At 73.6% G+C, this 23,529-nt stretch carries 19 protein-coding genes, 1 tRNA gene and 2 pseudogenes; 6 read left to right on the forward strand and 16 right to left on the reverse strand.

All coding sequences use genetic code 11. The features are described 5' to 3' along the window. Positions 1-6 precede the first annotated feature (6 nt). Complete coding sequence (locus tag DDQ41_RS28705; RefSeq protein ID WP_109297070.1) at positions 7-1,701, reverse strand: S8 family peptidase; 1,695 nt, start codon at positions 1,699-1,701, stop codon at positions 7-9. Positions 1,702-2,241: 540 nt separating this feature from the next. Between DDQ41_RS28705 and DDQ41_RS28715 the strand changes: the two genes are divergently transcribed. Continuing rightward, positions 2,242-2,661 (forward strand): DoxX family protein, encoded by a 420-nt coding sequence (locus tag DDQ41_RS28715; RefSeq protein ID WP_109297072.1) that lies wholly within the window; start codon positions 2,242-2,244, stop codon positions 2,659-2,661. A gap of 509 nt (positions 2,662-3,170) precedes the next feature. Here DDQ41_RS28715 and DDQ41_RS28725 read toward each other — a convergent pair. Beyond that, positions 3,171-3,548 (reverse strand): annotated as a pseudogene (locus DDQ41_RS28725) (DUF309 domain-containing protein); the annotation flags it as partial. Between the two features lie 144 nt (positions 3,549-3,692). On the opposite strand from DDQ41_RS28725, the gene DDQ41_RS28730 reads away from it, so the two are divergent. After that, positions 3,693-3,766 (forward strand) — tRNA-Pro (locus DDQ41_RS28730). Between the two features lie 425 nt (positions 3,767-4,191). On the opposite strand, the gene DDQ41_RS28735 is transcribed toward DDQ41_RS28730, so the two are convergent. The 4 genes from DDQ41_RS28735 to DDQ41_RS28750 all read right to left on the reverse strand — a co-directional run bounded on the left by DDQ41_RS28735 (position 4,192) and on the right by DDQ41_RS28750 (position 7,448). Next, positions 4,192-4,851 carry a 4'-phosphopantetheinyl transferase family protein gene (locus tag DDQ41_RS28735; protein ID WP_109297073.1) on the reverse strand — a complete coding sequence of 220 codons (660 nt, stop codon included), beginning with the start codon at positions 4,849-4,851 and terminating at the stop codon, positions 4,192-4,194. After that, a complete protein-coding gene (locus DDQ41_RS28740; RefSeq protein ID WP_109297074.1) occupies positions 4,848-5,762 on the reverse strand; it encodes a metallophosphoesterase family protein in 915 nt (304 codons plus the stop codon). The genes DDQ41_RS28735 and DDQ41_RS28740 overlap by 4 nt, the downstream gene beginning before the upstream one ends. Positions 5,763-6,033: 271 nt before the next feature. Beyond that, complete coding sequence (locus DDQ41_RS28745; protein ID WP_109297075.1) at positions 6,034-6,495, reverse strand: Crp/Fnr family transcriptional regulator; 462 nt, start codon at positions 6,493-6,495, stop codon at positions 6,034-6,036. Positions 6,496-7,016: 521 nt separating this feature from the next. Then, entirely contained in the window at positions 7,017-7,448 is a 432-nt protein-coding gene (locus DDQ41_RS28750; RefSeq protein ID WP_109297076.1) for a rho GDP-dissociation inhibitor, read from the reverse strand. A 352-nt stretch (positions 7,449-7,800) separates the two neighbouring features. Here DDQ41_RS28750 and DDQ41_RS28755 point away from each other — a divergent pair, with 352 nt between their 5' ends. The 3 genes from DDQ41_RS28755 to DDQ41_RS28765 all read left to right on the forward strand — a co-directional run bounded on the left by DDQ41_RS28755 (position 7,801) and on the right by DDQ41_RS28765 (position 11,995). Next, a complete protein-coding gene (locus tag DDQ41_RS28755) occupies positions 7,801-8,196 on the forward strand; it encodes an STAS domain-containing protein (protein ID WP_109297077.1) in 396 nt (131 codons plus the stop codon). Positions 8,197-8,198: 2 nt separating this feature from the next. Then, the gene (locus DDQ41_RS28760) at positions 8,199-8,699 is read left to right on the forward strand and encodes an ATP-binding protein (RefSeq protein ID WP_394342164.1); all 501 of its coding nucleotides are present in this window, start codon (positions 8,199-8,201) and stop codon (positions 8,697-8,699) included. A 137-nt stretch (positions 8,700-8,836) separates the two neighbouring features. Next, on the forward strand, positions 8,837-11,995 hold the full coding sequence (locus DDQ41_RS28765; protein WP_109297079.1) for a HAMP domain-containing protein: 3,159 nt from the start codon (positions 8,837-8,839) through the stop codon (positions 11,993-11,995). Positions 11,996-12,308: 313 nt separating this feature from the next. On the opposite strand, the gene DDQ41_RS28770 is transcribed toward DDQ41_RS28765, so the two are convergent. Together DDQ41_RS28770 and DDQ41_RS28775 are read right to left on the reverse strand one after the other, a co-directional pair. Further along, on the reverse strand, positions 12,309-14,636 hold the full coding sequence (locus DDQ41_RS28770) for a SpoIIE family protein phosphatase (protein ID WP_109297080.1): 2,328 nt from the start codon (positions 14,634-14,636) through the stop codon (positions 12,309-12,311). A gap of 66 nt (positions 14,637-14,702) precedes the next feature. Next, entirely contained in the window at positions 14,703-14,969 is a 267-nt protein-coding gene (locus tag DDQ41_RS28775; RefSeq protein WP_109297081.1) for a DUF6381 family protein, read from the reverse strand. A 493-nt stretch (positions 14,970-15,462) separates the two neighbouring features. Here DDQ41_RS28775 and DDQ41_RS28780 point away from each other — a divergent pair, with 493 nt between their 5' ends. Further along, on the forward strand, positions 15,463-15,888 hold the full coding sequence (locus DDQ41_RS28780; RefSeq protein ID WP_109297082.1) for a CBS domain-containing protein: 426 nt from the start codon (positions 15,463-15,465) through the stop codon (positions 15,886-15,888). 46 nt (positions 15,889-15,934) lie between these two features. Here DDQ41_RS28780 and DDQ41_RS28785 read toward each other — a convergent pair whose 3' ends face one another. The 8 genes and pseudogenes from DDQ41_RS28785 to DDQ41_RS28820 all read right to left on the reverse strand — a co-directional run bounded on the left by DDQ41_RS28785 (position 15,935) and on the right by DDQ41_RS28820 (position 22,743). After that, entirely contained in the window at positions 15,935-16,285 is a 351-nt protein-coding gene (locus tag DDQ41_RS28785) for a PRC domain containing protein (protein ID WP_109297083.1), read from the reverse strand. A 193-nt stretch (positions 16,286-16,478) separates the two neighbouring features. Then, positions 16,479-17,357: a SigB/SigF/SigG family RNA polymerase sigma factor gene (locus tag DDQ41_RS28790; RefSeq protein ID WP_109297084.1), complete on the reverse strand. Its 879-nt coding sequence runs from the start codon at positions 17,355-17,357 to the stop codon at positions 16,479-16,481. 238 nt (positions 17,358-17,595) lie between these two features. Beyond that, positions 17,596-17,796 carry a hypothetical protein gene (locus tag DDQ41_RS28795; RefSeq protein ID WP_109297085.1) on the reverse strand — a complete coding sequence of 67 codons (201 nt, stop codon included), beginning with the start codon at positions 17,794-17,796 and terminating at the stop codon, positions 17,596-17,598. Positions 17,797-18,421: 625 nt separating this feature from the next. Then, a complete protein-coding gene (locus DDQ41_RS28800; RefSeq protein ID WP_109297086.1) occupies positions 18,422-18,844 on the reverse strand; it encodes a DUF350 domain-containing protein in 423 nt (140 codons plus the stop codon). 653 nt (positions 18,845-19,497) lie between these two features. Next, a pseudogene (locus DDQ41_RS28805) lies at positions 19,498-20,538 on the reverse strand (YihY/virulence factor BrkB family protein); the annotation flags it as partial. A gap of 53 nt (positions 20,539-20,591) precedes the next feature. Beyond that, positions 20,592-20,867 (reverse strand): DUF6343 family protein, encoded by a 276-nt coding sequence (locus tag DDQ41_RS28810; RefSeq protein ID WP_109297087.1) that lies wholly within the window; start codon positions 20,865-20,867, stop codon positions 20,592-20,594. 537 nt (positions 20,868-21,404) lie between these two features. Further along, positions 21,405-22,007 carry a PadR family transcriptional regulator gene (locus DDQ41_RS28815; protein WP_109297088.1) on the reverse strand — a complete coding sequence of 201 codons (603 nt, stop codon included), beginning with the start codon at positions 22,005-22,007 and terminating at the stop codon, positions 21,405-21,407. 514 nt (positions 22,008-22,521) lie between these two features. Continuing rightward, positions 22,522-22,743, reverse strand: a complete 222-nt coding sequence (locus DDQ41_RS28820; protein ID WP_109297089.1) for a hypothetical protein — start codon at positions 22,741-22,743, stop codon at positions 22,522-22,524. Positions 22,744-23,529 lie beyond the last annotated feature (786 nt).

Below are 23,529 nucleotides of genomic sequence, written 5' to 3' on the forward strand. Positions count from 1 at the left end.
GCTGTATCAGAAAGTGAGACTCCAGCTGTCGATGTAGCCGGTGTCACCCGATGCCACGTCGCGGACCTGGAGCTTCCAGGTCCCGTTGGCGACCTCGCCGGAGGCGTCGACCGTGTACGTCGCGAGGACGTTGTCGGCGCTGTCCGAGCCGGAGGAGGTCTTCAGGTTGCGCACGGTCCCGTCCGGGGCGATCAGGTCGATGACCAGGTCACCGCGCCAGGTGTGCTTGATGTCCACGTCGACCTTGAGGGCGGCCGGGGCGTTGCCGGTGAGGCCGGTCACCGCGATCGACGACGTGACCGTCGAGTTGTCCGAGATCGCGACGTCGGCGCCGTTGGTGAAGGTCGTGCCCCCGGGTGCGGTGCCGGTGACCGCGTCGACCGTCTTCGTGGCGTCGGCGATCCCGGCGCCGCAGCCACCGGAGCAGGTGCCGGGCAGCGGACGGGCGTTCGCCTTGATCGCCGACTCGATGTCGGCCGGGGCCAGCGACGGCTTGACCGACTCCAGCAGGGCGGCGAGACCGGCGATGTGCGGTGCGGCCATCGAAGTGCCCTGGTAGGGCTTGTAGTTCTCGGCGGACTGGGTGGTGGCGCCCGAGTTCAGCGTGGAGAGGATGCCGTTCTCGGGGGTGGTGACGGTGCCCGGGGTGTCGGTGGCGCGGCGGGTCTCGCCGCCGGGCGCCGACACGTCCACGACCGAGCCGTAGTTGGAGTAGAAGGACCGGCCGCCGTCGCGGTTCGTCGAGGCCACGTTGATGATGTTGGCGCAGTTGGCCGGGGTGAACCGGGATGCGTTGGCGTTGCTGTTGCCCGCCGCCACCACCACCGTGGTGCCGCGGGACACGGCGCCGTTGATGGCGTTCTGGTAGACGCTGGGGCAGCTGAAGCTGGGGCCGCCGAGGCTCAGGTTGACGACCTTCGCCGGGGTCGTGTTGGCCGGGACTCCGGGCACGCTGCCGCCGGACGCCCAGGTGATGGCGTCGGCGATGTCCGAGGACGAGCCGCCGCACTTGCCGAGCACCCGCACGTGCTGGACCTTCGCGTTGTACGCGATGCCCGCGACGCCCTTGCCGTTGTTCGTGGTCGCGGCGATGGTGCCGGCGACGTGCGTGCCGTGCCACGACGAGTTGCCCGCCTTGGAGTCGGGGCCGCACTCACCGTCGGTGAGGTTCCAGTCTCCCTCGTCCTTGGGGTCGCCGTCGCGGCCGCCGCCGTCACGGGCCTCCGAGGAGCTGGAGATGAAGTCGTAGCCGGGGACGGTGTTGGCCGCCAGGTCCGTATGGGCGGCGTAGCCGGTGTCGATGACGGCGACGGTGACACCGCTGCCCGTGGTCTTGTCCCAGGAGCCGGGCACGTTCATGCCGCCCGTGGCCTCGAACAGGTCCCACTGCTTGGCGTACTCGGTGTCGTTCGGGGTGACGGCCATCGCGTACGCGCGGATGTCCGGCTCCACCGAGGCGACCGAGGGGTCGGCGCGGAAGGCGTCCATGACCTCGGTGAGGTCCTTCTTCGAGGCCTCCCCGCCCAGGTCGACGAGGGCGGCACCGCCGGCGAGGCGGCGCTCGAAGCGCAGGCTCTCCCCGGTCTGGGCGCCCTTGGCCTTGGCGTCCCCGGCTGCGGCGGTGTTCGAACCCGCTTCCTCTGCCTGGGACTTGTAGGTGACGATGACCTTCTCGACGGGCGAGTCGGGCAGTTCGGTCATCGCTTGCGAAACCGGGGCGGGCTTCGGCGAGGGTTCCCCCGAGGCGGCGGCGAACGCCACGGAGGAAGTGGCGGCGGCGCCCAGAATCGTGGCGCTCGCGGCCACGACGGATATGAGTCTCCGTCCGGAACCGTTCAAGATGATCCCTTTCAACTGACGGTGCGGAAGCAGAGGGGCGGCGCATCGCGTCCGCGGTTCGCCGTGGGGGTGCGATCCGCGGAGCCCCGGGCCGGGTACGCCCGTGCGCCGCCTCCTGCGCGACGGCCCCTGGTCAAGAGCCGCCACCGGACATCACCCAGAGTCAGCATGTACCTGACATGCAGATGGCCGGGATTCGCCGGTGCGGCAGACAGTAGGGAACGCCGAGGTGAACCCGATACGGGGAAAACCCTTGTCACCCCCCGCACAGCCCCCCTCGAGCGGTCGCCGATCCCGCCTTCTCGCCCCGCTGACCTGCGGCGGCGCTTCGAGCTGAGCGCCCGGCCGGCCCGACGGACAATGGGAGGCGGGGGCCGTCGCCCAGAACCCGCGGAGGTCGGCGTGGATGTCCTGGTCCTGATCGGGCGCGTCCTGTTCGCGCTCGTGTTCCTCTACTCCGCGGTGGGGCACCTCACCCAGCACAAGCAGCTGGGCGCCTACGCCGCGTCCAGGGGCCTGCCCGCAGCGGAGGCCGCGACCCTGCTCAGCGGGGTGCTCATGCTCCTCGGCGGCCTGAGCGTCGTGCTCGGCGTCTGGGCGGACCTGGGCGCCCTGCTGATCGCGCTCTTCCTCTTCCCCACGGCGCTGGTCATGCACGCCTTCTGGAAGGAGACCGACCCCCGGACGCGCCAGACGGAACAGATCTCGTTCCTGAAGGACCTCGCCCTCGGCGGCGCTGCGCTGGTGATGTCGGCCTTCTTCGCCTACGCGGCCCACGACCTCGGACTGACGCTCACCGGCCCCCTGCTCTCCATGCGGTGAGCGCGGCGCCGGGGCGTCCGCCATCGGCCGGCCCCGGGTAGCGGCCCCGGCCCGGTGGACGGGCCCGCGGCTCCTCCCGCTCGGCCGGGACCTCGGTTGGATCTCGGTCGGGATCTCGGTTGGATCTCGGTCGGGATCTCGGTCGGGACCTCGGCCGGGACCGGAGCCGCCACGCCGTACGACGACGTGCCGCGAGGCCCGCTCGGAACGGCGGCTGCCCCGGTCCTCCCGGCGAACGCTCAGCCCGTGCGCAGCCGTGGCGCCCGCGCCGCCGCGGGGACCGGGCCCCCGTCCTCGCGCAGATCGTCGCGGAGCGCCGCCGCCCAGCAGGCCAGCCCGGCGACATCGACCCCGTGGGGCCCTTCGCCCCCGTGGGGCCCTTCGACCCCGTGGGGCCCTTCGACCCCGTGGGGCCCTTCGACCCCGTGGGGTTCTTCGACCCCGTGGGGTTCTTCGGCTCCGTGGGGTTCTTCGGCTCCGTGGGGTTCTTCGGCTCCGTGCGGCCCCTCGATCCCGTGCGGCCCTCCGGCTCCGTACGGTGCGATGGACTCCGCGCCCCGGGCCAGCAGCGCGGCGCCCCCCGCGGCATTGCCGCGTGCGGCGTGTGTCAGCCCCACCGCCAGCTGCGCCAGTCCCCGCCACAGTCCGCGCTCCTCGTCCGGCCCGGACTTCCAGGCGTCCTCCAGTACCTCATGGGCGTGGAACGGCATCCCCGCGTCCAGCAGCCGCTGTGCCTCCGCCAGCGTCTCCGCGGGCGAGCGGACCACCCCCTCCGGCTGCCGGTCCACCCCTTCCGCGCCGTACGGAAGCGGCCGGCCCAACCCGTCCCGCGGACGCGCACTGCGCGCCCTGCCCTCGTCATCGCGATCCCTCGACGTCCTGCTCACGCCCCGATTGTCACCCCTCGGCCCCGATCGGGCCCAACGCCGGACCCGCCGCGCACGCTGGGGCCGTGTCTCCGGGCACGGCGCGTATTGAGGTAGTGTTCTTCTGCGCGCTCGGCCGGGGCAGGCCCCGGGGGAAGCGCACACCGGGACGTGGCGCAGCTTGGTAGCGCACTTGACTGGGGGTCAAGGGGTCGCAGGTTCAAATCCTGTCGTCCCGACGGTATGGAAGCAGCTCAGAGGGGCCCCTCGGGGCCCCTCTCGGTCTTTTCCGGAGCTTCCCGTGGTGCACGGACAGTCATCTGCCCCGGCCTGTCCCCGAGTGAGCGGCAAGTGCCCGTAGTCGGCCGGCACTTCGCGCGCCCGCGGTACGCCCCCGTACTCCTCCGGCCGTTGCGGGACCGTCCGAGCCCGCTCCGCCGTCGCGCTCCGAGGAAGGCTCCCCCGGACGTGTGCGCAGCTCGGTGGTGTCGCTGATGGCGGCCCTCCCTTCCGTATCCGGTGCGGTCCCTCCCTGCCCCCTGGCCGGCTCCTCCTCGTGATCGCGCCCCCGGTCGGCTGAAACGCGATCCGCGCGACGGAGCCCGGGCCGCGGGCCCGCCCCCGGTGCGGCGAGCCCCGCCGCGTGTCAGCGGACCACCGAGTGTCAGCGCGCCACCGCGATCGCCGTGACCACCAGCCCCGACTCGACGAGCCAGCGCCCCTCGAAGCCCTTCAGCGGCTGCCCGCCGACGACCGGGCCGTCCACGAGCAGCCGGGCGCGGAACGTGGCGTCGTCGGGGTCGATCGTGACGACCGCCTCCTCGAAGTCCAGCCAGCGCCGGGCCAGCGGATACCAGGCCTTGTAGACGCTTTCCTTGGCGCTGAACAGCAGCCGGTCCCAGCAGACTTCCGGGCGCAGGGAGCCGAGCCGGTCCAGCGTCGCGCGCTCCTCGGGCAGGGTGACCAGATCGCGGACTCCCGGATCGGGCAGGGGCAGATGGGGTTCGGCGTCCAGGCCGATCGTCAGCACGTCGGCGGCATGGGCCACCGCGGCCGCCCGGTAGCCCCGGCAGTGCGTCATCGCGCCGACCGCGCCGGCCGGCCACTGCGGAGCCCGCGCGGCCCCCGGCAGGATCGGTCCGGGCGGGAAGCCGAGCTCTTCGAGCGCCCCGCGGGCGCACACCCTGACCGTGCCGAACTCCCGCTGCCGTTCCGGCACGGCCTTCGCCACGACGGCGCGCTCCTCGGGGTACATCTCCGGCGCCTCCGGGTCCCCGAACGCCTCGCGGACCGCGATCGGCGGGGGCAGCAGCTTGCCGATCACGCGCGTGCTCCGTCCGGTACCAGCGGGAAGACCTCCACGGGACGGCCGGGCGCTCCCGGGCGTTTGCGCCACTCCCGCGGATAGCCGAGCGAAACCTCCTGGTGCGGCACGCCCTCCCACCAGATCAGCCGCGGGATGTGCAGATGGCCGTAGACGACGGCGGACGCGCGGAACCGGCGCGGCCAGTCGGCCGTCGCCTCGGTCCCGCACCAGAGTGCGAACTCCGGGTGCCACAGGACCCCGGTGGGCTCGCGGACCAGCGGAAAATGGTTGACCAGCACGGTCGGCAGGTCCGCAGGCACCTCGGCCAACCTGGCCTCCGTGATCTCCAGCCGGGCACGGCACCAGGCGTCGCGTGACGGATGAGGATCCGGGTGCAGCATGAACTCGTCCGTGCACACCACACCGGCCTGCTCCGCGGCCGCCAGGGCCTCCTCCTTGGAACGCGTTCCGGCGGGCCGGAATGAGTAGTCGTAGAGGACGAAGAGCGGGGCGATCGCCACCGGCCCGCCGGGGCCGCCCCAGACCGGGAACGGGTCCTCGGGAGTGACGACCCCCAGCTCCCGGCAGACCCGTACCAGATGCTCGTAGCGCTGCTCGCCGCGCAGGCGCACCGGGTCGTCGGGGGGTGTCCACAGCTCGTGGTTGCCCGGTGCCCAGATCACCTTGGCGAACCGCCCGGCCAGCAGCTCCAGTGCCCAGCGCACATCGGCGACGTACTCGCCGACGTCACCGGCGACGATCAGCCAGTCCCCGTCCGACTCCGGGTGCAGCCCTTCGGTGATCTCGCGGTTCTCGGCATAGCGGACATGCAGGTCGCTGACGGCCACGAGCCTGGGGCCGCCCCGGGGGCCGCTTCCGGCGCGTACCTCCGCGGGCGTCTCCGGACCGCCACGGACCTCATAGCTCACGGTGCACTTCCCAGCTCCTCGGTTGGACGGACGGCTCGGTTGGACGGCTCGGTTGGACGGACGGCTCGGTAGGGCGGCTCGGTAGGGCGGCTCGGTAGGGCGGCTCGGTAGGGCGGCGGTGCGTGGCGGTGGAGCGCACCGCGGTGCGACGGCTGTACGACGGTGCAACGACGGCGGGTGCCGGGCCGGTTCCCGGCACGGCGGCGTACACCGCGGCCCGGGGGGACCGCCCGCGGCGGGTCGGCGGCTGGAGCGGGACGGGCCGCTCAGCTCACTCCGAGAGACCGCTGCCGTACGGGGCGTACAGGTCGAGCAGCCGTACCCGGGCCGAGTGCAGCCGGTGGGCCAGGACGCGCCCGACCCACTGGCCTATCGCCGAGCCGAACGCCGGGTCGGCTTCCATCAGGCCCCGGACGGGCAGCGCGTCGAACTCCTGGGCGCGCACCGGGGTCATGGCCTCGGCGCCCAACTGCCAGACGTACGGCGGGAACAGCCATGACCAGCCCACGAGTTCGCCGAAGCCGAGGTTCTCTATCACTGCGGGGCGGCGGCCGGGAACCCGGATGTCCAGGGTGACGGTGCCGGACCGGATGATCCAGAACCGGTCGGCGAGGCGGCCCTCCTCGAAGACGCGAGCCCCTTCGGCGAACTTGACGTCCTTGGCCATCTCCATCAGCCGGCCGCGGTGCTCGGTGGACAGGGCGGCCGTGATCCGTGTCGAAGAGGTACTCATTGCTGGGGCCTCCGTTCGCCTCAAGGCCATCGTGAGCCGTCCGGGCGCCGAATGCACGACCTGGGACCGCATGCCGTGGCGGGTGTCCGATTCGCCGAGCACGGAGAGCGTCCGGGGCTGCGAGCGCGTCGGTCGCCGGTCCGGGAGGTCCCGCCCAGCCCGAAGGTCCGCCCAGCCCGAAGGTCCGGGGAGCCCGAAGGTCCGGGATGTGGTGAGGTCCGGGGTGCGGGGAGCGGTGAGGTCAGGGGTGCGGGGAGGCGCGCTGTACCGGATGGCCCGACGAGCAGCGGCTTCCGTTGGACAGCGCAGTCCGAGGCGCGGGAGACCTCGAGGTTCCGGAGAGCCCGAGGTGCGGGAGAGCCCGAGGGGCCGGAAGCCGCGTCGGTCGCCGGGCGAGGTTCCGAGTCGCCCCCCGTGCACCGGGACGGTCGCGCCGCAGCGGGGACGCGCGGCGGCGAGGGGCGCTCCGAACGCGGCGACCGGCTCGTGGTGCCGGTGAGCGCTCCGCGGGTACGGGGCGCTCACCGGGGCCAGTCCTTGGTGATCTCGAAGCTGTGGGACTCGCAGCCGAGGAGCCGTCCGTCCTTGTCCGCGAAGGTGCCGGTGACCTGGTAGACGTCCCGGGCCATATGGCCGATGGGCAGCCGCTCCGGCGGCAGCACGATCTCGTAGGGGCCTCCGCGGCGGTAGTCGCCGAGCAGGATCTCCTGATGGCCGACCGTCACGCCCTGCCGGGTCCGTTCGTCGACGAACCGAAGCCCCTCCAGATCCCGGCCGGAGCCCACGGCGAACTCCAGCCGTACCCGGAACTCCGAGCCTTCCCGCAGCACCAGCGGTGGGGGTGGCGGCCCGGCGCCTCCATCCTCCGGGGGCGCGAGACGTACGTGCATGTCGGGGCGCCCCTCCACCTGGATCGTCACGCTCAGTAGCTCGAAGTCCGAGGTCACGTTCATCGCCTGCGCCAGCTTTCGCCGCTGATGAGAAGAAACAACCGGTATTTCAGCCTAGTCATGCATGCGCCGGGTAGTCGCCGCATGAGGCCCGGCGGAACGCGGTACGCCTGGGGAGGGCCGGGCGGTGCTGCCTTCGCGAGCCCGCCGAGCGGGTGCGAGGCCGCGAGGCCGCGAGGGCAGTGCCATGGTCGGGTTCGCGGCCGGCGGGTACGGACCCGGAGCGCTCAGCGCCGGCGCGGACGAAGGGCGGGGACGGAGCATCGGCAGGGACGGACGAAGGGCAGAAACGGAGCATCGGCAGGGACGGACGGCAGGGCGGGGACGGAGCATCGGCAGAGACGAAGGGCGACGCATGGTGTCAGGACTGGACGGCCGGCCCGGTGGCAGCAGCGACCGCCGGTTCACTGTCGAGGTACGGCCGGGCCCCGAAGCGGGCGTCGTGGTCGTCCAGGTCACGGGGGAACTCGACCACGACACGGCGGAACCGCTGCGCTCGGCCCTGGGGAACGCGGTCGCGGGCGGGGCCCGGCGGATCGTCGTGGACTGCGCCGAGCTGCGGTTCTGCGACTCCACCGGGCTGAACGTGCTGCTGCGGGCGAGGCTGGCCGCACAGGGCGGCGAGGCCCGGGTGGAACTCGCCGCGCTGCGGCCGCAGGTGGCCCGCATGCTCGCCGTCACCGGTGCGGCGGCGGTCTTCCCCAGGTACGCGAGCCTCGGCGAGGCGCTCGCCGTCCCGCGGCAGGAGTAGCCGTGAGCGCCGCACCTTCCCGGCAGGGCCGGACCCGTCGCCTCGGTATCTCGGGGACGAGGGGTGTGGTCGGCCGCTGCCGGGACTTCAGCGCGACGGCCCTCACCGACTGGGAGTGGCTGCCGCCCGGGGGGCTCGCCCGCCCCCCGTCGGACGACCCGTACGCCTGGGACACGGGCACCGACGTCGAACCGGACTGGGACGAGGAGCGGCGGGCGGTCGCCGAGGACGTCCTGATGGTCGTCTCCGAACTGGTCACCAACGCCTGTCTGCACGCCGGAGGGCCGCTGGAGCTGGTCCTCGACTGCACGCCCGAGCGGCTCCGGATCGAGGTCAGCGACGCCAGTCCCCGGGCACCCCGGCCGCGTCCGCACCCCGACCCCGCGGTGCCCGGCGGGCACGGGCTGGTGGTGCTGGGCCGGCTCGCCCGGGCGTGGGGCTCGATGCCCCGCGACTCGGGGAAGACGGTGTGGGCGGAGGTCGCCGCACCCCGGATGCCGTGAGCGGCCACGGGGCGCCGAGCCGGTCTCCCCGTGCGAGAGTCGTTAGTGGGGCCGGGGTCGGGGCCGGGGTCGGCGGACGGCCGCCGGAACGGGCCTCGGCCACGGGACACAGGACGATTCGGCACACGAGGTCGGCCATGGACGAACCGGGACGCACTCGGCCCGCCACGGGGCGCGAGCCTCTGGAGCGGGTACGGCCACCGGCGGAACTGAGCGAGGAAGGGCTCCGGAAGATCCTGGCCGGGCTCTCCGCGGTGCGCGACGGCGACTTCTCCTCCCGGCTCCCCGAGGAGGCCGGCGGGATCATGGGCGAGATCGCCGCCGTCTACAACGGCATGGCCGACCAGTTGTCGCTGGTCGCCTCCGAGGTCACCCGGGTCGCCAGTGAGGTCGGCGGCGAGGGGCGGCTCGGCGGGCACGCCCGGGTGGAGGGCGCGGGAGGGGTGTGGCAGGAGCTGACCACCGGCGTCAACACCATGGCCGACAACCTCACCTCCCAGGTCCGGTCGATCGCCCAGGTCGCCTCCGCGGTCGCCCGGGGCGACCTGACCCAGAAGATCCGGGTGGATGCGCGGGGGGAGATCCTGGAGCTGAAGGAGACCATCAACACGATGGTCGAGCGGCTGTCGTCGTTCGCCGAGGAGGTCACCCGGGTGGCCCGCGAGGTGGGCACCGAAGGCGATCTGGGCGGTCAGGCCACCGTCCGCGGGGTGTCCGGCACCTGGAAGGACCTCACCGACAACGTCAACTCCATGGCCACCAACCTGACCAACCAGGTGCGGAACATCGCGCAGGTCACCACCGCGGTCGCCCGGGGCGATCTCACCCGCAAGATAGACGTGGACGCGCGGGGGGAGATACTGGAGCTGAAGACGACCATCAACACGATGGTCGACCAGCTGTCGTCGTTCGCCGCGGAGGTCACCCGGGTCGCCCGGGAGGTCGGCAGCGAGGGCCGGCTCGGCGGCCAGGCCGAGGTCGAGGGCGTCTCCGGCACCTGGAAGCGGCTCACCGAGAACGTCAACGAGCTGGCCGGGAACCTCACCCGCCAGGTCCGCGCCATCGCCGGGGTCACCAGCGCCGTCGCCGAGGGGGACCTGACCCGCTCCATCACCGTGGAGGCGCCGGGCGAGGTCGGAGACCTCAAGGACAACATCAACGCGATGGTGGAGTCGCTGCGCGCCACCACCCGCGCCAACCAGGAGCAGGACTGGCTCAAGACCAACCTCGCCCGGATCTCCGGACTCACGCAGGGCAGCCGCGACCCCGTCCAGCTGGCGCACGTGATCATGGAGGAGCTGCCACCGCTCGTGTCGGCCCAGTACGGCGCGTTCTACCTGGCGGTACCCGCGGGCGAGGGGCCGGACGCCGGCCGGGGGCGGGCACGGGATGTGGGCGTGGACGTGGACTTGGGCGTGGACGTGGACGTGGACGTGGGTGAGAGTGCGGACGTTGGTGAGGGCGAGGGCGAGGGGACAGACGAGGGCGAGGGGGCGGGTGCCGGGCCGGGCGGCGGCGACGGTCGGGGACCGGGCGCGGGGGAGGGCGGCATCGAACTCGTCAGGATCTCCTCCTACGGCGCGCCGCCCGCGGCGGAGTCCGAGCCGCCCGCGCGCTTCCGGCTCGGGGAGTCCCTCGTCGGACAGGCCGCGCTGAGCCGCCGCACCGTGGCCGTGGACGGCCTGCCACCCGGCTACGTCACGATCTCCTCCGGACTCGGCGCCGCACCGCCCGCGGCGCTGATCGTGCTGCCGATCCTCCTCGAGGACCAGGTTCTCGGCGCCGTGGAACTCGCCTCCCTGGGGCCCTTCTCCGGTCTCCAACGCGACCTCCTGGGCCGGTTCGTCGAGTCGGTCGGCGTCGTCGTCAGCTCCCTGATCGCCCACGCCCGCACCGACGAGCTGCTGGAGCAGTCCCAGCTGCTGACCGCCGAACTGCGCGCCCGCTCGCAGGAACTGCAGGTGCGGCAGGAGGAACTGCAGAGTTCGAACGCCGAACTCGCCGAGAAGGCGGCCCTGCTGGCCGACCGCAACCGTGACATCGAGCGCAAGAACCTGGAGATCGAACAGGCCAGGCAGGAACTCGAGGAACGGGCCAAGCAGCTCTCCCGTACGTCGATGTACAAGTCGGAGTTCCTGGCCAACATGAGCCATGAGCTGCGCACCCCGCTCAACAGCCTGCTGATCCTGGCCCAGTTGCTCGCACAGAACCCCGAGGGGAACCTGACGGAGAAGCAGGTCGACTACGCGGAGGTGATCCACTCCGCGGGCTCGGACCTGCTCCAGCTGATCAACGACATCCTCGATCTGTCGAAGGTCGAGGCGGGGAAGATGGACGTCCACCGCGAGCCGTTCTCGCTGGGCCGGCTGCTGGAGTACGTCGAGATGACCTTCCGGCCCCTGGCGGCCGAGCGCGAACTGGACTTCCGGGTCGTGACCGTGCCCGGGGTACCGGCGGAGATCACCACGGACGAACCGCGGCTGCGGCAGGTGCTGCGCAACCTGCTCTCCAACGCGCTGAAGTTCACCGAACGAGGCGGAGTCGAACTCCGGGTCCAGCGGGCCGCCGACGGCGAACTCCCCGAACGGATGCGCGGTGTGCCGGTGGTCGCCTTCCGGGTGCGGGACACCGGCGTCGGCATCGCGTCGGAACACCTGGACACCATCTTCGGCGCGTTCCAGCAGGGCGCCCTGGCCACCGGCCGCCGCTACGGCGGCACCGGGCTGGGGCTCTCCATCAGCCGGGAGGTCGCCCAGCTCCTCGGTGGCGTGATCGTCGCCAGGAGCCGGCTCGGTGAGGGCAGCGAGTTCACCTTCTACGTGCCCGCCGGCGGCGCCCCGCCACGCGGTCAGGTGCCGGGGACCGGTCAGGGGCCGCTGGAGCGGGGCGGTGGGACCCCGGCCCCCGACGGCGGATCGCTCGCGGGACGTGTCGTCCTGGTCGTCGACGACGACGTGCGCAACGTGTACGCGATCACCGAGATCCTGGAGGCCGAAGGAGCGCATGTGCTCACCGCGGCCGACGGGCGTTCCGGCATCGAACTGCTCACCGCGCACCGGGAGGTGGACCTCATCGTGATGGACGTGATGATGTCCGGCATGGACGGCCATACGGCCACCGCCGCGATCCGCGGCACGCCCGGCTACTCCGACGTGCCGATCATCACGGTCACCGCGAAGGCGATGCCCGGGGACCGGGCCCGCAGTCTGGAGGCCGGGGCGAACGACTACATCACCAAACCCGTCGACGCCCACGAACTGGTAGAGCGCGTGCGCCACTGGCTGGACCGGGACTGACGGGGGCGGGAGACACGGGCGGCGTTCGCTCGGACCTGCCCGGGGGAGGGCGGCAGCCGCCGCCCTCCCCCGCCGGCGACGGGCCTCGCCCCGAGGAGCGGGGTGGCGCGAGCCGGACGGAGTCGGTGGTGGGGTCAGCCGGACGGGATGGCCGGTCGTCGGGGTGGCGCGAGCCGGACGGAGTCGGTGGTGGGGTCCGGCGGGAGGGAGCGGCCGGTCGTGGGTCGTAGGGCGGTCGCCGACGACGACGCAGACGTGCCGGTCGGGGCCGACGGCGAGTTGCGAGGCGCCGGCGGCCGGGAGGGGACTGCTGTCAGGACACCCGGAAGACCACCAGGCTCGTGTCGTCGTCGGTGTCACCGGTCACCGCGGTCAGCAGGGCGTCCGCCTGCTCGTCCGGACCGGCGGGCCGGAGCCGCTCCACCGCCCGCCGCAGCCTCTCCAGCCCCTGGTCGATACCGGTGCGCCGGCTCTCCACCAGCCCGTCCGTGTAGAGCATCAGCGTGTCCCCCGGCTCCAGACGCGTCACCGTCTCCTTGTACGTCACCGCCGGGACCGCGCCCAGGAGGATGTTCTGCGGGGGTTCGAGCAGACCGGCGGCGCCGTCGCGGAGCAGTACGGGCGGGAGGTGGCCGGCGCTGGCCCAGCACAGCGAACGGTCGGCAGGGTCGTACAGGCCGCAGACCGCGGTGGCGGTGGGCCCCCCGTGCGTGTGCAGGGTGACCTCGTTGAGCCAGGCCATCAGACGGCCCGGACGGTGGCCGGTGAACGCCAGTCCGCGCAGGGCGTTGCGCAGCGCCACCATGCCCGTCACCGAGTCGATCCCGTGCCCCGCGATGTCCCCGGTCACCACGAGCACCCGGCCGTCGGGCAGCGGCAGGACGTCGTACCAGTCGCCGCCCACCCGGTACTCCTCCGCGGCCGGCCGGTAGCGGGCCGCCACCTGGAGACCGGGTAGCCGCTGCAGCTCCGGCATCTCGGGGACGATCGCCTGCTGGAGCTGGAGTACGAGCTGCTGCCGCAGCGCGGCCTGGGTCTGCGCGGCGGTCAGCCGGTCGAAGGTGGCGCTCAGCGCGATCTCCGTGTGGTGCTGCGCCGACACGTCCTGGTACACACCGGTGATACCGCTGAGCACACCGCCGGTCAGCAGCGGCTCCGCGGCGATCCGCAGATGCCTCAGTCCGCCGTCCTCACGGACCGCCCGGACCACGGTGTCGCCGCCCTCCCTGCGCCGTGTCAGCGCCGTCAGCAGTTCGTCGAGCCTGCCGGTGTCCTCCCGGTGCAGATGCGGGGCCAGCCGCCGCAGTGGCACGGGGGAGGTACCCGGCTCGAGCCCGAAGATGCGGTAGGCCTGCTCGCTCCACCGCGATTCCCCCGTGATCAGGTCGTCCTCGAACGCGGCCACGTTCTCCAGCCGGCCGAGCACCCGGCTGAGGGAGAGCCCGGGATCGGTGGCGCCGTGCCAGAGCACCACCGTGCGGTCCGGGCCGACCGGAAGCACCCGGACGTCGTGCAGCGGGTCCGGGCCGCCGACCCGGTGCTCCACGGGGACCCGGGCCGCCCGCTGCGGAGCCGCCGACTCCCGAGCGGACGCCGCCAGCCGCACGAGGTCGGCGTGCATGGCGGGGAGCACCTGGGCGAGCTGCCGGCCGGCGGGACCGTGCACATGGCGGACCGAGTCCAGCGCCGGCCGGTTGAGGTGCTCGACGTGCAGTGCGCCGCTCTCCATGTCAGCGCGCAGGACCATGGCCGGATGCGTCAGCAGATCGAGCAGCGGGGCGAGCACCCCGGGCTCGGTGGTGCCGGGGGCGGCTGCGTCCAGGATTCTCGCCGCCGGTGCGGCGAGCCCGGTCAGCGCCCGCCGGACGGGCTCGTCCAGGACCGCGGGGCCCGGCCAGTCGACGAGGGCGAGTCCCGTCACCACGCCGCGCTGCCGCAGCGGAAGGACCGCCCGCGCCGCGCCGGGATCCGGCCCCGGCAGTGCCTCCGCCGGGCCCGTGCCGTCGGGCAGCCAGAGCGGCGTACCCTCGCCGAGCACCCGGTGCAGCGTGCTGCCCCCGGTCGGCGGCACCCAGCGCCAGTGGGACGCCTCCAGCGGGTTCATCCCGGCCCGGCCCGCCAGTTGCAGACAGTCCGTCTCGGTACGGCGGAACAGCCACAGTGCCCGGGCTCCCAGCGGTCTGAGCCCGCCGTCCAGGAGGGTCGCGGCGATCTCGTCGGCCGTGCCGCCGAGCCGTGCCGCCGCCTCGGTGCCGGCCTCGGCCCACCGCGCCCTGCGGTCCGCGCTCCCGGCCTCGCCGTACCCGGACCGCGCCGCATCGTCCGCGGTCCGCGGGCCGCCGTCCCGCTCGGGCGGCGGATCTCCGGAAGCGGCGCCCGGCGGGCCGGTGGCGCCGTCGACGATGTCGGCGGCGAGGTCCTCGGGGCCGACGTCCATCGTCTCGGCCAGCCGGACGAGGTGGTCGGCGGCCTCACCGGGGGTGAGGGAGTGCTGTGCGACGAGCACGCCGCCGGCCAGATCCAGCAGATGGCGGCGGGCGGCCTCGCGGCGTAGCGCGGCGAGTTCGGCGGTCAGCCGGGTGACCGCGTCGGCCAGCCGGTCGGGCTCCGGCCCGACCGGCCCCTGCTCGGGCATCGTCATCTCGTCTCCAGCGTGCCGCACCGGATTCCACCCGCGGGCGCCGCCCCGGGCCCGGCGCCCTGACGGTCAGCTGCCGCGCGGCCGCTCCGCCCGACGGTCCCGAGCTCCCCGCGGGCGGTGCGTGTCCTGCCGCGCGTGCACGGGCGTCCTCTCCTCGGCGCTTCCGGTGCCCCTGATGCCCCCGGTGTCGCTCTGGCGGCGCAGCTCCTCCGCCCTGCGGTGCAGCCGGGCGCGGTGTTCGGGCTCCTTGCAGCGTTCGGCGCCTCGGGTGAGTTCGTCGGCCATGAGCCGGAGCTCCTCCGGGGTCCTGGCCGGTTCGCGTGCTGTACCCATGGCTCCTCCTTCCGGGCCCGACACCTGACGGGGCCGGGCCAGGGGCCATGTGCCAGGCAAACACGGCCGGGTCGCCCCCGCATCCCCGGTCGTCACCCGGTGTGACGAAGGGGCTTCCTGCCTGGTTGGTTCCCGCCTGTGTGCCTGTGTGCCTGTGTGCCTGTGTGCCCGTGTGCCCGTGTGTCCTGCGCCGCGACGTGTCCCTTGCGTCCCTGCGTCCCTGCGTCCCTGCGTCTCTGAGTCCTTGGGTCTCTGAGTCCTTGGGTCCATGGGTCCTTGGGTTCCCCGTCCGTACGTCCTGTCCTCACGACCGTACGTCCTGTCCGCAGGCCCCTACCGTCCGCCCTTGCGTCCCTGCCGTCCGTACGCCCGTGCGTCGGGCGCCCTCCGGGTCCGGCCGTCCCGTCCGCCGTCCCCGCCTCGCGCGCCCCCGTCCCGGGATAACCGGGAGGAACCGGGGCAGGTGCGGAGTGTGAGGGAAGGGAGGCGAGTCATGGCACGGCTGGTGAAGGACGTGATGACGACCGGAGTGCTGGCACTCCCGCCGGAGGCGTCGCTCGTCGAGGCAGCCCGGCTGATGCGTGACATGGATGTGGGGGACGTCCTCGTCGCGGACAGCGGCCGGCTGCTCGGTGTGCTCACGGACCGGGACATCGCGGTGCGGTCGGTGGCCATGGGACACGATCCGCACTCCATGCCGGTCCGCTCCGTCTGCACTCCCGGCGTTCTCACGGTCGGCCCGCACCTGGACGCCTGGCAGGCGATGAGGATCATGGGGGAACACGGGGTGCGCAGGCTCGCGGTGGTGGAGGACGGCCGTCCGGTCGGGGTCGTCAGTCTGGGGGATCTCGAGAGGGCGCGGGAGCCGGGATCCGTTCTCGCCGGCATCAGCGCGGCCCCGCCGAACAACGGGGCCTGAGCGGGGCGGGTGAGTGGCCCGGGCCGGTGGGGGAGCGAGCCGGGTGTCACAGATGCCGGTTCGCGTAGTGCTGTTCGATGAGGCGGACGGTGGCCGCGTCGTCGTCGTATCGCCCCTGCTCGAAGTCCGGGGCTTCCCTGACGCGCTTCCCGACGCAGTCGAGCTGCACCGTCCTGCGCTCGTGGTCGATGCGGGAGACCAGCCCTGCCGGGACGAGTCGGCGGTGGCCGAACACCCGGGGCCCGGTGTTCACGACGAGGTGGGCGCGGCCCACGTCCCCGGAGTGCTCGTCGATCGTGCCGACGTGCCCGTCGGTGGCCTCGACGCGGTAGCCGGCGAGCTGTGCGCCGGGCGCGTGTCCCGAACCCTCCGGGTAGCTCCAGATCCCTGCGTTCACGGTGTCGTCCTGCCTTTCCGGGCATGGGCTTGTACGGTCGTTCGTCCTTCCCGCCGGGGCGCGTGAGCACCCCGGGAGATGTGGTGCGACCGGTGGTGTGACGGGACCGGTGGTGTGACGCCACGGGTGGGGCGGGCGCGGGTGGGGCGGCGCGACCCGGTGGAGCGACGCCGAGGCCGGCAGGGGGCCGCCTTCACGGCTCCTGCCCGCCCTCGTCCGCGAGCAGCGCCGCGCGCAGTTCGGCCAGGACCCTGGTCAGCAGCCGGGACACGTGCATCTGCGAGATGCCGAGCCGCTCGCCGATCTCGGCCTGGGTCAGGTCGTCTCCGAACCGCAGGGCCAGGATGGCGCGTTCACGTTCCGGCAGCCGGGCGATCAGCGGCTTGAGGCACTCCAGGCACTCGACGACGTGCAGTGCCGGGTCCTCGTCGCCGAGACGGCCGGCGAGGGGGCTCGTGCCCTCGTCGTCCTGGAGCGGCTCTATCGAGCGGGCGACGTAGCCGTTGGCGGCCTGCTGGCCCTCCAGGACCTCCCCCTCCGTGAGATCGAGGTGGGTGGCCAGCTCCGCCGGGGTGGGCGCGCGGCCCAGGTCCTGCTCCAGGACGTCGTACGCCTTTGCGAGATCCAGCCGGAGTTCCTGTAGCCGCCGCGGCACGTGCACCGCCCAGCTGGTGTCGCGGAAGAAGCGCTTGACCTCGCCGACCACGGTGGGCAGTGCGAAGGAGGTGAACTCGATCTCGCGCTCGACGTCGAAGCGGTTGATCGCCTTGATCAGGCCGACCGTGCCGACCTGGACGATGTCCTCCATGGGCTCACTGCGGCCCCGGAACCGGGCGGCGGCGTACTTCACCAGGCTGAGGTTCAGTTCCACCAGCGTGTTGCGGACGTACGAGTACTCCGCCGAACCCTCCTCGAGCGTGCGGAGCCGCCGGAACAGTGCGAGCGAGAGGGCGCGCGCGTCGAGCGCGCTGACGGTCCGGAAGTCCGGGATCTCCGGCAGGTCGCCGAGCGCCGCAGGCCGGTCCGGCCGTGTGCCACCGACGTCGGATCCGCGGGTGGGGGAGCTGGGCATGGGTGTCCTCCGGCGGGAGGGGGCGGCACCGCCGACGGTGCCGGGGCCGTCGGTCGGACTCTGCCGGCCTGGTACCTATCTGGTACCCAAATGTACCTTTCCGGCGCATCCGGTGTCCGGTGCGCCGGAGGTGACGCGGTGCCGTGGACGCCTGGGGAACGGCCGGTCCGGGTAGGCACGGTGAGGGTCGCCGACCGCGGGCGGCGGTGGCGAACGGTGACGGCCGCGAGGCCCGCCGTCAGGGCAGATAGCGCTCCAGGGCGGCGGCGCCCTTCTCCGCTATCTCCTTGCGGGCACGGGCCACGTTCTCGGGCGTGCACTCGCGGCCGGACGCCATCACCAGGTCCTCGGGGTCGAAGGGCCGCTCCGACCCGGTGAAGTACCGAGCCGGCCGCCGCCCGCTCTCGGGCTGCTGCTCTCCTGCGTTGTCCTGCTTCATGGTCTGCCTCCGGGCTCGTCCGGATGGGGACTGAGTACCAGCATCACGCGGTATCCGGCGCGATGCAGCCCGGCGGGGGGAAGGCGGAGCGAAGCGGCCGCGAAGGGGAGCGAAGGCGCCGCGAAGGGGGCCGCGAAGGGGACCGTGAACACGGCCCGTTGTGAGTGGACGGCTACACCCCGCGAGATAGCGGAGCGCGACGGCGCGACGGCACGACGGCACGACGGCGCGAGGAGCACCGGGGGTGCGCACGGGGATGTGCCGTCGCGCCGTGAGTGCCGGCCCGGGGCCTCTTGCCACGCTCGCGGATACGCGGCACGACCTCGGCGGGCACGGGGCGCACCGCGCGCCGGCGCTCGGCACGATCCCGGGACCCGCCGCGGAGACCGCGTACATCGCGTGGGTCCGGGCCCCTGCGTATCGCGTGGGTCGGGGTCCTGGCGGCGGTCGTCTGGAGGTGTGGACCACGCACCTCGGCCCCTCTCGGTGCCTGGTGCGCCAGCGCGCCAGTGCGCCTGTGCGCCCGCGTGTCTTGCGGCATCGTGGCCATGCGGCCGGGCCGGGGCGGCCCGGGACGCGGCGACGGGCCTGTGGCGGTCCCGCGCTCCCGGTGCGGTCCCGGCCGTCAGGCGATCGAGGCCGAGACGACAGCGGCGACCGCGAGGTTGCACGCCGCCGTGACCCAGACCGCCGGATGCGGTTCCGGCTCGACCAGCGTCGCCCCCAGCCTGCCGGGCGTCACCAGGTCCACCACCAGGAACGCCACGGCCATCAGCAGCAGCCCCAGCATTCCGAACGCGGCCGTCGACACGAGCCCCTTGGCGAAGTCGTCGTAGGTCGTCCAGATCGAGGTGAAGACGATCCCGCCGATGCCCAGCAGCGCCGAACTCAGCAGCACAGACGCGTTGCGGTTGCGCTCCTCCCAGATCAGACGGCCGAGCCTGCCCGGCGTCAGCACGTCCACCAGCACGATGCCGAGGATCAGCAGCACGATGCCGAGGACACCGTAAGCGGTGGTCCGGCCGAGTCCGTTGACTATGTCCGTCATGAGAAGCAGGTCTCCGTCAGAGAATGATCGTGGCCAGGGCGCGGCAAAATGTATCGCACGCGCACCGCGGCGGCGACGGAGCCGGCCCGGCGGCTCAGGGGCCCGGACGCCGGTGCGGCCGGGCGGGCGCGGTGCCCGGGGCCGCGGGCTTGCCGGCGGGCCGTTCGGGGCCGTGCCGCGGTTCGGCGGCGGCCCATCCGCCGCCGTACCCGCACGAGTACCACCATCCCGGCGGCCGCGCCCGCCGCCAGGGCCGCGCCGGGCCGCCGCCGTACGCCGGAGGCGAGGGCGCGGACCCTCCGGGCCGGTTCGTCGGCCGGTTGCCGCGCCACCGGCGCCCGGCCGGGAGGCGACGCGGTCCGGTCGGCGGCCGACGGCATCCGGGCCCACCCGGTCGCCCTCAGCGCCTTCGCCTTGGCCTGCGCCGCGACCGCCGAGGCCCCGGCGCTGATCCGGGACTTCGCGTCCGTTCTCACCGCGGGGTCCTGCGCCTTGCCACCTGCTTCCGTCCGGGTCCCGGCTCCTTGCGGGCGGCTGCCCCCGTCCGACGTGCCCTCGCGGGATCCGGCTCCGGCCGCGGCGCGGTCCGGGGGGCGGCCTCCGCCTGCTTCGCGGGGCCGTTCGGTCCCGGCCCCCGGCTTTCCGGCCACCGCCCGGCGATGGTCCTCCTCGCTCCACGCCGAGGTGTCCCGCGGTTCGACGTAGGGCTCCGCGTCCTTCGGGTGACCACCGGCGATCGCCCGCTGGCGTGAGAGTTCGGCGTCGAACTCCAGCCCCAGCAGGACGGCGAGATTGGTGATCCACAGCCACACCAGGAAGATGATGACTCCGGCGAGCGTTCCGTAGATCCGCTGGTAGGAGCCGAAACGGGACGCGTAGAAGGCGAACCCGGCCGACGCCGCCGCCCAGATGAGCACGGCGAGGGCGCTGCCCGGGGTGACCCAGGTGAAGCCGCGGTCGCGGGCGTTGGGCGCGGCCCGGTAGAGAAGCCCGATCATCAGCGTGACCAGTACGACGAGCACGGGCCACTTGGCGATCGACCACACGGTGACGATGGTCTGCCCGATGCCGAGTGCCTCCCCCGTCCTGCGGGCGAGACCGCCGGTGAGCACGACGATCGCGGCGGCGAGCACGGTGAGCACCAGCAGGAGGGCCGTGAGGGCGAGCCGCAGCGGGGCGATCTTCCACAGCGGCCGGCCCTCCGGCATGTCGTACACCGTGTTGGACGCGCGGATGAACGCCGCGACGTACCCGGAGGCCGCCCAGAGCGCGAGGGACAGACCGATGACGGCCATCGCCGACCCGAGCCCCGTGTGCCCCTGCAACTGCTGCACCGCGCCGGTGAGGATGTCCCGAACCGGGCCCGGAGCCGGCTCTCTGACCATGCCGAGGATCCCGGTGGTGAGCCGCTCGCCCGTGGCGCCGAGCAGCGCCACCAGCAGGAGCAGTGCCGGGAACAGCGAGAGGATGCTGTAGTAGGTCAGCGCCGCGGCCCGGTCGCCCAGTCCGTCCTCGCGGAACTCCCTGACCGTTCCCCGCAGTACGGCCGCCCAGGACTTCCGGGGCAAGTCGGTGGGCTCGTCCGGTGCCCGGCGCCGCACGGCCTCGTCCGGCCCCCCGCGGGGCCGGTCCGCACCGCGCCCGGCTCCGCGCTCTGCGCCCTCCGCCCGATCCGGCCCTCGCATGGGTGTCATGCCCAGCACCTAGCCGCCGTGCGGGAACGCAAACGGCGGCGATGCCCGGAGGATCACCGGCCGTGCGCCGCGCCGTGCCTCCCGTGCGAGATCCGCCGCCCGATCACCAGCAGATCCACCGCCGCGACCAGTGCCAGGACCCCGCAGACCACGGCCAGCGCGACGAGCACCGAGGGACTCGGGGAGTCCAGGGGGCCGGACGCACCGGCCCAGGCCGCGAACAGCCCGGTTCCCGCGGCGAAGACGGGGAGGGCGACGAGTGAGAGCACCAGCCTCAGGGTCAGCGCGCTCCGGGCGGTGACGGGTTCCGTTCCGGTCCGACGCGTCATGGAGCCTCCAGCGTTCGTGCCGGGTCCGCTGCCGGGCCGATCGTGGGGCCGGCCCGGCCTGCCGGGCCCGGGATCTCGCCGGCCGGGATCTTGCCCGGTCGGGATCTCGCCCAGGCCGCGATTTCGGCCGGTCGGCATCGCGTCGACGCCGGACGCTCGTGGCGGCGGACCCGTCTCGTTCCCCCGCTTCCCCCGTACCCGCCGGGAGGGGCTCCGAACACACCGGGCGGGGCCCTCCGGCGGTGCGGACCGGGGCGGTGGCCGCCCGTGCCGCGATCGGTACGGGCTGCGACGGCCGCACGCCTGCCACGAGCGGCCGCACGGATCGTGACACGGGCGGGCCGTACGCCGCCGCTGGTCGAGCGGGGCTCCGGTCCGCGCTCCGCCCCGGGCCCCGGTGCCGCCTTCTGAGCCGGGACGGTCACACCGTGCCGGGGCGCTTTTCCGGCACGCCCCGCCGCGCTCGACCGCTCCCCACCGCTCGACCGCTTCCCGCTGTGCCGGGCACTCCCCGCTGTTCCCCGCCACCCCGGCCGGTCAGTGGTGGGGGTCCTCCGGCAGCACGCCGACGAACGGGTCGCCCTCGCCGCTGAAGATGTAGGCGCCGCCGCGGATACGCTCGATCAGATCGCGGGTCCACTGGGCCCCGGTGTCGGCCGAGTGGAGCCAGAAGTTCATGATCTCGCCGATGTGGCCGAGCTGTTCCGGGCCCTCCGCGGGGATGTAGTCCGCGACCACCGTCGCGCGCCATGCCTCGATGGCACGCACCCGCTCCTCCAGGAGGCGCAGGGCCTCCCCGCGGTCGAGGTCCACCATGAAGCCGAGCCCCGTGGTGAGCATGTCCGGTCTCTGGTCGTAGGCGGTGAGGGACCGCCGGAGCAGGGCGAAGTACTCCTCGGTGCCCTGCTCGGTGACCTCGTACTCGGTACGCGGCGGGCCGCCTGCCGTGGACGGCGCGATCTCGTGCGCGCGCAGCAGTCCCTGCCTGGCCATCTGCTTCAGGGCGTGGTAGATCGAGCCGGGCTTGGCGTGGGACCACTCGTGCGCGCCCCAGTACTCCAGGTCGCTGCGCACCTGGTAGCCGTGAGCCCGCCCGTGCCGGCGGACCGCGCCGAGCACGAGAAGACGGATCGCTGACATGGGGCCAGCGTAGAGCCGACCCGGTCACTCCCAGGAGCCCGCCTGCTGTTCGGCGACCGGTTCGAAGGCCCCTCGCACCGTCCGGCGACACGCGGACGATGTCGGCGTGCCCGGCGTGCCGGGCCGTTCTCGCGGATCGGGTGGTGGCACAGCCATCGCACCGAGCCCCGGCCGCCCGGTGTGAACCAGGGCTGGTCCGGCGGGGGGCGAGACGTCGTCGGCGCTGGGCGCGGCGGGGTGTGCGAGTGACCATGACCGCCCCGCCTCCCGGGAGGCCCCGCAGCAGGACTCCTGCGGGAGCGCGTGGCCCGCAGCGGGGCTCCTGCCGGAGAGGGGAAGAGCCCGCCGCGCGGGCCGGCCCCCGGCGCCACCTCCGTCCCGCCCGGGTGCACCGGGGAGCCGGCAGGCCGCTCGCACGCCATCGCGGCGGTCGCACCCTCGTGTGCGCGTGCCGTCCTTCACCGCCGGCCGGCGGGCCGCGAAACGGTGCGGCTCCACCGGCCGGCGGAGACGGTCACTTGGCGGGGGTCTCCAGCGCGGCCAGGGCCTGCGCCCACCGCACGTACTTCAGATCGGCCAGGTCGGCGACCGTCCTGACGCCGAACGCCTCGTCGAGGAGTTCGCCGTCCCGGTCCGAGACGCCTTTCAGAGCCGACACCGGTGCGGCGAGGATCTCCGGCAGCCCCTTGTCCGCCCATGCCTTGTCCAGCATCTCGCCCAGATCGATCGAAGCCATGACTCCCCTCCCAGGGATGGATATTTACGGAGCGGCGATGCGCGCGGTCGGTGGGTTGGCGGTATGTGCCGGCTGACGCCCTGCCCACCCACGCTCCCCTTCCGGCCGACTGCGCTCGCCTGAGAGGCGGCCGGCGACATCCGGGCCGCCCCTCGCGATCTCTACACGCATGTAGAAGCATAGGCGGCGTGGCCGGCGCGCAGGCGGCATTCCGGCCACTCGCCGGGAAACGTCCGGAAAGCGCCGGGAAGGCTTGCGCGCGACCGGAGTTGACCGGGCGCGGCTCCGGCGCGACCGCGCGCGGGCTCGGCTCCGCCGGGGCCTCCGAGCGGGGGAGGGGCAGGAATCAACCCGCCCCGCCCCCGCCGGGACCGGTGCCCATGGCCGGCACGGTCGCCGTACCCCCGGGCTCGGGCCCGTACCGGACGCAACCCGCGGTCGCGCGGTCGCGCGGTCACGGGGTCACGGGGTCACGGGGACACGGGGCGTCCGCGGCGTCTCCCGGAGGCGGCGAGCCGGCCGATTCCACTCGCCGGGTATCGCCGGGTACACCGTCCCGAGCACGATCCCGAGCGCCGTGAGCCGACCGTAGGCGCCCGGGAGGCGCCCGGGAGGCGCGAGAACTGTCAGAGCAGTCCTGAGATGCATTCATCCCCGGCGTGAACGCCGGGGGCTTTCCGCAAGAGGCCCGGTAACCGCGCTCACCGAACCGGCGCCGCGGATCTCGGCACGATCGAAGGGCGGGGCGGCCCCCGCGGTCGGGCGGGCCCGCGTCCCCGGGGACCA

Origin of the sequence: Streptomyces spongiicola (assembly GCF_003122365.1) — a bacterium.
Classification (GTDB): Bacteria; Actinomycetota; Actinomycetes; order Streptomycetales; family Streptomycetaceae; genus Streptomyces; species Streptomyces spongiicola.

Excerpts from the sequence above, each read along its gene's own strand:
- DDQ41_RS28800 (WP_109297086.1), bottom strand. The coding sequence starts at position 18,844 with ATGACGGACATAGTCAACGGACTCGGCCGGACCACCGCTTACGGTGTC.
- DDQ41_RS28810 (WP_109297087.1), bottom strand. The coding sequence starts at position 20,867 with ATGACGCGTCGGACCGGAACGGAACCCGTCACCGCCCGGAGCGCGCTG.
- DDQ41_RS28790 (WP_109297084.1), bottom strand. The coding sequence starts at position 17,357 with ATGCCCAGCTCCCCCACCCGCGGATCCGACGTCGGTGGCACACGGCCG.
- DDQ41_RS28795 (WP_109297085.1), bottom strand. The coding sequence starts at position 17,796 with ATGAAGCAGGACAACGCAGGAGAGCAGCAGCCCGAGAGCGGGCGGCGG.
- DDQ41_RS28780 (WP_109297082.1), top strand. The coding sequence starts at position 15,463 with ATGGCACGGCTGGTGAAGGACGTGATGACGACCGGAGTGCTGGCACTC.
- DDQ41_RS28820 (WP_109297089.1), bottom strand. The coding sequence starts at position 22,743 with ATGGCTTCGATCGATCTGGGCGAGATGCTGGACAAGGCATGGGCGGAC.
- DDQ41_RS28765 (WP_109297079.1), top strand. The coding sequence starts at position 8,837 with ATGGACGAACCGGGACGCACTCGGCCCGCCACGGGGCGCGAGCCTCTG.
- DDQ41_RS28770 (WP_109297080.1), bottom strand. The coding sequence starts at position 14,636 with ATGACGATGCCCGAGCAGGGGCCGGTCGGGCCGGAGCCCGACCGGCTG.
- DDQ41_RS28755 (WP_109297077.1), top strand. The coding sequence starts at position 7,801 with ATGGTGTCAGGACTGGACGGCCGGCCCGGTGGCAGCAGCGACCGCCGG.
- DDQ41_RS28815 (WP_109297088.1), bottom strand. The coding sequence starts at position 22,007 with ATGTCAGCGATCCGTCTTCTCGTGCTCGGCGCGGTCCGCCGGCACGGG.
- DDQ41_RS28705 (WP_109297070.1), bottom strand. The coding sequence starts at position 1,701 with ATGACCGAACTGCCCGACTCGCCCGTCGAGAAGGTCATCGTCACCTAC.
- DDQ41_RS28750 (WP_109297076.1), bottom strand. The coding sequence starts at position 7,448 with ATGAACGTGACCTCGGACTTCGAGCTACTGAGCGTGACGATCCAGGTG.
- DDQ41_RS28745 (WP_109297075.1), bottom strand. The coding sequence starts at position 6,495 with ATGAGTACCTCTTCGACACGGATCACGGCCGCCCTGTCCACCGAGCAC.
- DDQ41_RS28775 (WP_109297081.1), bottom strand. The coding sequence starts at position 14,969 with ATGGGTACAGCACGCGAACCGGCCAGGACCCCGGAGGAGCTCCGGCTC.